This is a genomic window from Symbioplanes lichenis, from assembly GCF_030709675.1.
GTDB lineage: Bacteria > Actinomycetota > Actinomycetes > Mycobacteriales > Micromonosporaceae > Actinoplanes > Actinoplanes lichenis.
Genome location: NZ_JAUZQD010000021.1, coordinates 94,366 through 101,754, shown reverse-complemented (window position 1 = coordinate 101,754; position 7,389 = coordinate 94,366). Strand labels below are relative to the sequence as shown.

The window sequence follows — 7,389 nt, the reverse complement described above, 5'->3', positions numbered from 1 at the left end:
GCGCAGCGAGGCGGAAGCTGGGTCCGCCGTAGGCCGTCGTGATCCGCCAGACACGCCCTAACGTGGTCGTGTGACTGTTGCTCGTCGTGTGTTGCCGCTGGTGACCGCTCTGTTCCTGCTCTTCGTCGCGGTCTCCGCCCTGCTTTTCGTTCCGGCCCCCGCCCGCGCCGACGCTCCAGCGCGCCTCGCGACCCAGGTGACCGATCCGGCGGGAGTGCTCGACTCCTCGGTCGCCCCCGCCCTGCGGGAGTTGTCTGACAAAACGGGCATCCAGCTGTTCGTCGTGTTCGTGCCCTCGTTCGACGGCACGCCGGCCCAGGAGTGGACCGACGAGACGGCGCGGCTCAGCGGTCTCGGCGACCGCGACGCGCTCCTGGCGGTGGCGACCACCGACCGGGCGTACGCCTACTCCTTCCCGCCCGACTCCCGCCTCTCCGACGGAGAGCTCACCGACGTGGCAGCCGAGCGCATCGAGCCGGCCCTGTCCCGTGGCGACTGGTCCGGCGCCGTGGTCGCGGCCGCGGAGGGCTACACGAAGGCGGCCACCGGCTCGGGCTTCTCGGCCGCCTGGGCCCTCGCCCTGCTCGCGGCGATCATCGTCGTCGCGCTCGTGTGGGTCGCCGCCCGCCGCCGCCACCGGGCTTCGTCGGATCCGGCCGCCCCGGCCCCGGGTCCGTCCGTGGCCGACCTGTCCGCCCAGGCGAACGCCCTGCTCATCGAGCTCGACGACGACCTGCGCGCGGCGGAGAGCGAGCTGGCGCTGGCCACCGCCCAGTACGGCCCGGATGAGACGGCTCGGTTCCGGACGGCGCTGGAGGAGTCGCGCCAGGACGTGGCGGAGGCGTTCCGGTTGCGCATGACGCTGGATGATGCCCAGCCGTCCCGGGCGACGCTGGAGCAGATCATCGCCCGGTGCCGGGCCGCCGACGACCGGCTGGACGCGGAGTCGGAGGCCTTCGACCAGCTGCGCGACCTGGAGGGCCGGGCGGGGCAGGCGGCCGACGAAGTCGAGCGGCGGCGGGCGGCGGCCGAGGCGGGGATCCCGGCGGCGGCGGTCGCGCTGCAGGACCTGTCCCACCGGTGGAGCGGGCCGCCGGTGAGTGCCGTGGCGGGCAACATCGACGCGGCGTCGGAGCGGCTGCGCTTCGCGACGGAGGCGGTGGGGCGGGCGCGGGCCGCGCTGGCCGGGAGCTCTTCAACGGCCGGGGCCGGTTCCTCGGGTGCCGGGGCCGGTGCGTCGGGTGCCGGGGCCAGCGCGTCGGGTGCCGGGGCCGGCACGTCGGGTGCCGGGGCCGGCACGTCGGGTGCCGGGGCCGGCACGTCGGGCGGCGGCTCGGCTGCGGGTGGCGGGGGCCGGGCTGAGGCGGCGCTGGCGGTGCGGGCGGCTGAGCAGGCGGTGACGCAGGCGGAGCAGTTGCTGGGGGCCATTCAGCGGGCGGCTTCCGATCTGGTGGCGGCCCGGGCGGCGGCCGATGCCCTTGTCGCCGAGATCGAGGGGGAGGTCGTCACGGCGCGCGGGCTCCTCGGGCAGGCCGCCGGCACCCCGGACACCGGTCTGGCGAGTGCCGTCGAGGCGGCGGAGCGGGCCCTCGGGGTGGCCCGGGCGCAGCTGGGCCAAGGGTTGCCCGACCCGGTGGCCGTCGTCGCGGGGCTGCAGGCGGCGGACGCGACTCTCGACCGGGCGCTCGCCGCGGCCCAGGACGCCGCCGCGCGGGTCACCCACGCCCGCGCCCTGCTCGCGCAGACCCTGCCCGTGGCGCGGGCCGAGGTGGCCGCGGCGAGCGACTTCATCGGCACCCGGCGCGGGGCGGTCAACGCGGGCGCGCGCACTTCGCTGTCCGAGGCGCAGCGGCACCTGGCCCTGGCCGAGAGCCTCGCCGAGCAGGATCCCGGAACGGCACTGAGCCACGCCCAGCAGGCCCAGTCCCTGGCCGGGAACGCCGGCCGATCGGCCAGCTACGACGTCCAGACCTGGACCGGCGGCGGTCGCGGCGGTGGCTACGGCGGCTATGGCACCGACTCCGTCGCCGGGGCCATTCTCGGCGGCCTGCTTTTCGGCGACAGCTCCCCGGGGCCGGCCCGTCGGCGCTCGTCCGGCGGCGGCATGTCCTGGTCCGGCGGCGGATTCGGCGGCAGCGGCGCCCGCGGTCGGCGCACGGGCGGCGGCGGTGGAGGAGGCGGGCGCAGCAGCGGAGGCGGCGGGCGGCGCGGCGGCGGGGGTCGCTTCTGAGCCATCCGCCGCGGCCCGCCTCGCGCCGGATCGCCGTGGTCGGGCCCGCGCCGGATCAGCGGGGGTCGGGCCCGCCGGGGTCAGCGGGGGTCGGGCGGGTCAAGGAGGGCGTCGCAGAGTTTGGCCAGCTGGCGGACCTGGGTGGGGGTGAGGCGGTCGAAGACCAGGTGGCGGACCGACTCGACGTGGCCGGGGGCGGTGTCGACCATCTTGGCGTAGCCGTCGTCGGTGAGGACGGCGATCTGGACGCGGCCGTCGTCGGGGTCGCGCTCGCGGCGGACCCAGCCCTGGGCCTCGAGGCGGGCCACCACGTGGGAGAGGCGGGAGAGGGACGCGCTGGCCTGCTTGGCGAGGCGGCTCATGGGCAGGCGGCGGTCGTCGCGCTCGGAGAGGGCGGCCATGACGTGGTAGCCCATGTGGGTCAGGCCGGCGTCCCGCTGGAGCTGGGTCTCGAGCGCGGCCGGCATTTTGACGAGCACCTCGATGAACTTGCGCCAGGCCTGCTGCTGCTCATCGGTCAACCACCGGGGCTCGTCCATGGCAGCAGGTTAGTGACCCGGGCCGGTCCCGTCGTCGTCCGGGTTGGCTTCCACCTGCGCGGCGGCCGCCATCACGCAGCGCTCGGCCGGGATGACAGCGGGCTGAGCGGCGGCCACGGGCGGGCCGATTTCCGCTGCACATCGGGGCAGTTCGATCGACTTCCTTGAACCGTCAAGAGTATGGTTCGCGCCGAGCTTTCTCCCCGGCGCGGCGCCGGGACCGGCCGGCTGGGGGGCATCGGCCGGCCCGGCGCCGCCCAAACCCCGTGACGGCGGGAAGCGTCCGGGCGTAGAAACACGGCGGCAAGCGGCCCGGCGGGGGAACGCGGGCACGCCGAAGCGCCGGCCCACTTCAGGACCGGCGCTCCAAGGCGAAAGCCGCTCAGGACGTCGGCGGCTCGTCCTTGCCGGCTTCCTCGAGGGCGTCGGCCTCTTCCTTGGTCTTGTGGACGGCACCCTCGGCGTGCTCCGGCGGGCCGTACACGGTGTAGAGGACCAGGGGGTTCGGGCCCGCGTTCACGAAGTTGTGCTTGTGGCCGGCCGGGACGACGACGAGGTCGCCCTGCGAGACCTTGCGGGTCTGGCCGCTCACCTTGGCCTCGGCCGTGCCGCTGACGAAGGTGAGGATCTGGTCCACCTCGTGAACTTCCTCACCGATCTCGCCGCCCGGCGGGATCGTCATGATCACGAGCTGGGTGTGCTTGCCGGTCCAGAGCACCCGGCGGAAGTCCGGGCTCTGCTCGGCGGTGGTGGCGATCGTCCAGTGCTCCATGCCTGGCCCATACCCGGAACGGCCCCGAAACAATCGCAGCCGCCGCGGAGAACGCGCCGGAAGAACGGCCGCTAAAAAACCGGGCCAGGAGGGAAGAGGCGGAGAACGGCGGATCAGGACGAGCGCAGCCGGGTCCCCGCCCCGAGCGCCGCCACCGGCTCCGGCTTCCCGATCAGATAACCCTGCACGAAGTCGACCCCGAACTCGCGGAGCATCCGCAGCGTCGCCTCGTCCTCGACGAACTCGGCGACGGTGTGGATGCCGTAGGCCCGGCACACGTTGACCAGCGCCTGCACCAGCACCTGGTCCTCGGGCGACCCGACGAGGTTGCGCACGTACTCCCCGTCGATCTTGACGAGGTCGACGGGGAAGAGCCGCAGATGCCGGAAGGACGTGTAGCCCGCCCCGAAGTCGTCGAGCGCCAGCTGGCAGCCCCGGTCGCGGATGCGGTCGGCGAAGCGGCGCGCCTCGGAGACGTTGCCGATCAGGGCGGTCTCGGTGATCTCGAACGTCAGCTGGGCCGGGTCCACCGCGTAACGGTCGAGCAGCGCTTCGATCTCGGCCGTCAGGCGCGGGTCACCGACCGTACGCCCGGAGAGGTTGATCTGGAAGGCGTGTGTGGGCAGGGCGGCCGCCAGCCCGATCGCGCGCTCGACCACCCACAGGTCGATGTCGTAGACCGCGTCGAGGCGCTCGGCGGTGTCGAGGACCTGGATCGGGGACTGGGGCCCGCCGGTCTCGTCGAGGACGCGCAGCAGCACCTCGTGACGCAGGACCTTGTTGGTCTGGAGCTCGAGGATGGGCTGGGCGAAGAGCGTGAAGCGGTCGGTGCCGAGCGCCGCGGCGACGCGCTCGCGATAGGAACCCTGGCGGTCGCGGGCGGGGACCGGGTCGGCGACCAGGGTGACCGCGCGGTCGGCGTCGCGGCCCTGGCGCCAGGCGTGCTCGGCGTCGATGAGCAGGTCGTGGCTGCCCGCCTCGCTGCCCGGGCCGAAGGCGCGGAAACGCACCAGCCCGGCCCACACGCTGGCCCGCGACCAGGAGTCGGGCAGCACGAACGCCTGCGTGCGCAGCGCCTCGACATAGTGGTCGGCCTGGCGGCGGGCAAGCGCCCACGAGGCGCCGGGCAGCAGCACGGCCAGCTCACTCGGCCCGGTCCGGCCCAGCAGGTCGTCGGTGCCGGCGATGCTCTCGAGTACGCGAGCCGCCCGCTGGAGCAGCTCGGGAGCGTCCCGCCGCGCCTCGACCGGCTCCACCCGGATGACCAGGACGGCTCCCCCGCCCCGGCGCTGGGCCCGGTCGATCTCGTCGGCGAAGCGGGCCCGGATCATCAGGCCGGTGGCCGGGTCGGGCTCCACCACGGAGGACTGCACGGTCTCCCCGCGCCGGGCGAGCCGGGCGACCTCGCGGCGGGCGCGCTCGCGGGTCGACACGTCGCGCAGGGCGCCGCGGATGCCGGTGACGCCGTCCTCCCGGCCGCCGACGGGCTCGAGCCGGCAGTCGACGTCGAACCAGCTGCCGTCGGCCCGCAGCAACCGGACCGTCGTGCGGACCGGCTCGCCCTCGGACCAGGCGCGGGTGATGGCGGCGAGCGCCTTGGGCCGGTCCTCGCGGTGCACATGGCGCACGAGCAACTGGCGGTCGGCCTCGGGCCGGTCGGCGGGCAGACCGAGCAGCGCGGCCAGGCCGTCGGACCAGACCATCCGGTCGCCGTCGGCCAGATAGAGGAACCAGACCTCGTCATCCACCGGCATGCGGGCCTCGGGCAGACGCGGGGGCAGGGGCGCCGCGTTCGGCGCGAGCCGGGGCCGGCGGGCGAGCCGGTCCCGCAACGCGCGCGGACGCGGGAAGCGTTCGTCGGATGCCGACATGCGTGCCCACCACCTCCCCTGACGAGTGAAGGATGCCCGTCGCGTGTTACGCGCCGTCACCGGTCGATGTAACGGCGGGCGTCCGCCGACCATGTTTTCGCACCGGGGCCCGGAACACAAAGCCCCACGAGATTGCGATCGATCCGCGGCCGATTTCAGCCGTTCGGACGACCATTCCATAGCTCAGCGCATTGATGTGACTACAGGTCGAGTCCATGACGGACAGTTACGCATCGTGCACCCCGCCGTACGAAAAGCGATGACTCCCTGGTTGATCTAGCCACATCGCGGGCCGTGACAGGAGCCCCCGGATGGTGGATATGGTGGCCGTCCGGGCACACGAGCAGGGACGTCGACTCTCGGCAGCAAGGGACACGCATGGGCATCATTCGGGACATGCAGCGGGAACAGGCCACGCGCACCGCTGCCCAGCAGCGCGCCGGCACCGCGGCAGCCCAGCAGCGGCTGCTCATCCGGCGCAACGCCGACCTGGCCATCGCCGCGGCGCAGCAGGCGGCGGCCGACGCCGAGCGGCAGCGCGAGCACCGCCGGCTCTACGCCGAGGCCCGCACGGCCGACGCCGCGGCGGCCAACGCCGACCTGCGCGCCCGGCTCGCCGACCTCGACACGCTCCTGCTGTCCACGCTCGATGTGGACGACCACATCGACCTCGACACCTTCAAGAAGCCGCTCACCGTGCCGCCGTTCGACCCGGGCCCGCTCGGCCGCCCCGCGCCCGAGCCCTCGTGGCAGAGCTACGAGCCGCCGGAGCCGCGCGGGGTCGGCAAGATCCTCGGCGGCGAGCGGCTGCACGCCCAGCAGGTGACCGCCGCCCGCCGGGCCTACGAGCAGGCCAAGGCCCAGTGGGAGGAGAACGAGCAGCGCCGGCTGCGGCAGCTGGAGGCCCGCCGCCGCCAGTACGAGGAGAGCCGCAAGCGCCACGAGGCGAAGCTGGTCGCCTACAACGCCGAGGTCGACCGTTTCGCCGCGGCGGTGGCGGGCGCGGACCCGTCGTCGGTGGTCGAGTACTTCGCGATGGTGCTCGGCAACTCGGTCTACCCGGACGACTTCCCCCAGCACTTCCGCCTCGCCTACCTGCCGAAACAGCGCCACCTCCTGATCGAGTACCACCTGCCGCCGGTCGAGGTGGTCCCGGTGGTCAAGGAGTACAAGTACGACCGCGTGCGCGACGACCTCATGGCCGTCCCCCGCGAGGAGTCGGAGGTGCGGCGCCGCTACACCGAGATCATCGCCATGGTGACGTTGCGCACCATCCACGAGATCATCGAGGCCGACCGCGGCGGGCTGGTGGCCAAGGTCGCCTTCAACGGCATCGTCGACACGATCGACCGCCGCACCGGCCGCTTCGTGCGCCCGTGCCTGGTCTCCGTGCGTACGGAGAGGGCGGTCTTCGAGGCCATCAAACTGCGCCGGGTCGACCCGGTCGCCTGTCTCAAGCACCTCGAGGCCGGCCTCTCGGGCACCCCGGACCAGCTCGACGGCGTCACCCCGGCCCTCGACTTCGACCGCGAGGCGGACCGCGACTTCACCGAGGAGTTCAACGTCCTCGCCGACATCGACCGCCGCCCCAACCTCGTCGCCATGCCCCCGGCCGAGTGGGAGCAGACGATCGCCGACCTCTTCTGCACCATGGGCCTCGCCATGGGCGCCGCGACCGACGGGCGCTGGCTGGCCACGGACCCGCGCCCGGTCTTCGGCGGCCCGGTGGTCGTCCACGCCGTCCGCGGCACGGTCATCGGGCCCAAGGAGGCCAACGACCTGGCGGGTGCGGTCACCGACGCCGGCGCCACCAAGGGCATCATGGTCGCCGTCGACGGGTACGACCACCAGGCCCACGACGCGGTCGCCGGCCGCCCCGTCGAGCTCATCGACGGCCCGGCCCTGCTCAACCTGCTCGCCGAGCACTGCGGCCTGAAGGCCCGCATCGAGAAGGCCGGCGCGACGGTGTGACAGCCG

5 protein-coding genes are annotated in these 7,389 nt (G+C 74.0%); 2 read left to right on the top strand and 3 right to left on the bottom strand.

Translation table 11 applies throughout. The annotated features are described in order from the left end of the window. The first annotated feature begins 70 nt into the window (after nt 1-70). Nucleotides 71-2,230, top strand: coding sequence for a TPM domain-containing protein (locus RAN62_RS37620; protein WP_305789648.1), 2,160 nt, complete (start codon nt 71-73; stop codon nt 2,228-2,230). Between the two features lie 80 nt (nt 2,231-2,310). On the opposite strand, the gene RAN62_RS37615 is transcribed toward RAN62_RS37620, so the two are convergent. The 3 genes from RAN62_RS37615 to RAN62_RS37605 all read right to left on the bottom strand — a co-directional run bounded on the left by RAN62_RS37615 (nt 2,311) and on the right by RAN62_RS37605 (nt 5,412). Continuing rightward, a complete protein-coding gene (locus RAN62_RS37615) occupies nt 2,311-2,769 on the bottom strand; it encodes a MarR family winged helix-turn-helix transcriptional regulator (RefSeq protein WP_305789647.1) in 459 nt (152 codons plus the stop codon). 382 nt (nt 2,770-3,151) lie between these two features. Next, entirely contained in the window at nt 3,152-3,541 is a 390-nt protein-coding gene (locus RAN62_RS37610) for a cupin domain-containing protein (protein ID WP_305789646.1), read from the bottom strand. A 113-nt stretch (nt 3,542-3,654) separates the two neighbouring features. Beyond that, complete coding sequence (locus tag RAN62_RS37605; RefSeq protein WP_305789645.1) at nt 3,655-5,412, bottom strand: EAL domain-containing protein; 1,758 nt, start codon at nt 5,410-5,412, stop codon at nt 3,655-3,657. 378 nt (nt 5,413-5,790) lie between these two features. On the opposite strand from RAN62_RS37605, the gene RAN62_RS37600 reads away from it, so the two are divergent. After that, complete coding sequence (locus RAN62_RS37600) at nt 5,791-7,383, top strand: restriction endonuclease (protein ID WP_305789644.1); 1,593 nt, start codon at nt 5,791-5,793, stop codon at nt 7,381-7,383. Nucleotides 7,384-7,389 lie beyond the last annotated feature (6 nt).